The organism is Parabacteroides sp. AF18-52, assembly GCF_003479145.1.
Classification (GTDB): domain Bacteria; phylum Bacteroidota; class Bacteroidia; order Bacteroidales; family Tannerellaceae; genus Parabacteroides; species Parabacteroides faecis.
On the sequence record NZ_QUGR01000049.1, the window covers coordinates 272 to 615 of the forward strand.

At 44.2% G+C, this 344-nt stretch carries 1 tRNA gene; it reads right to left on the bottom strand.

Annotated elements, in window-relative coordinates:
• Positions 1-92 precede the first annotated feature (92 nt).
• Positions 93-166: transfer RNA gene (locus DWX23_RS24785), tRNA-Ile, on the bottom strand.
• Between the last annotated feature and the right edge of the window lie 178 nt (positions 167-344).

Genomic DNA, 344 nt, shown 5'->3' on the forward strand with positions numbered 1-344 from the left:
GCAAGGCAGATGCTCTAGCCAGCTGAGCTAATCCCCCGTTTTAGAGATTCTGTTAACTGTCAACTTTCACTTGTCAACTGTCAACTCTTTTGTAGTCCCAGGCAGAGTTGAACTGCCGACCTCTACATTATCAGTGTAGCGCTCTAACCAACTGAGCTATAGGACTGTCAACTTTGCCTTGGTTTCCCTCAGCATCATTTTTCTCTCTTGCCGACGTTTTATTGTCGGCAGATCTATATTTTATACATATTCAACCGTAGTACAAGTTAACTAATACCTTTAGTTAACTTGATAACGAACTCTGCGCTCCAGAAAGGAGGTGTTCCAGCCGCACCTTCCGGTAC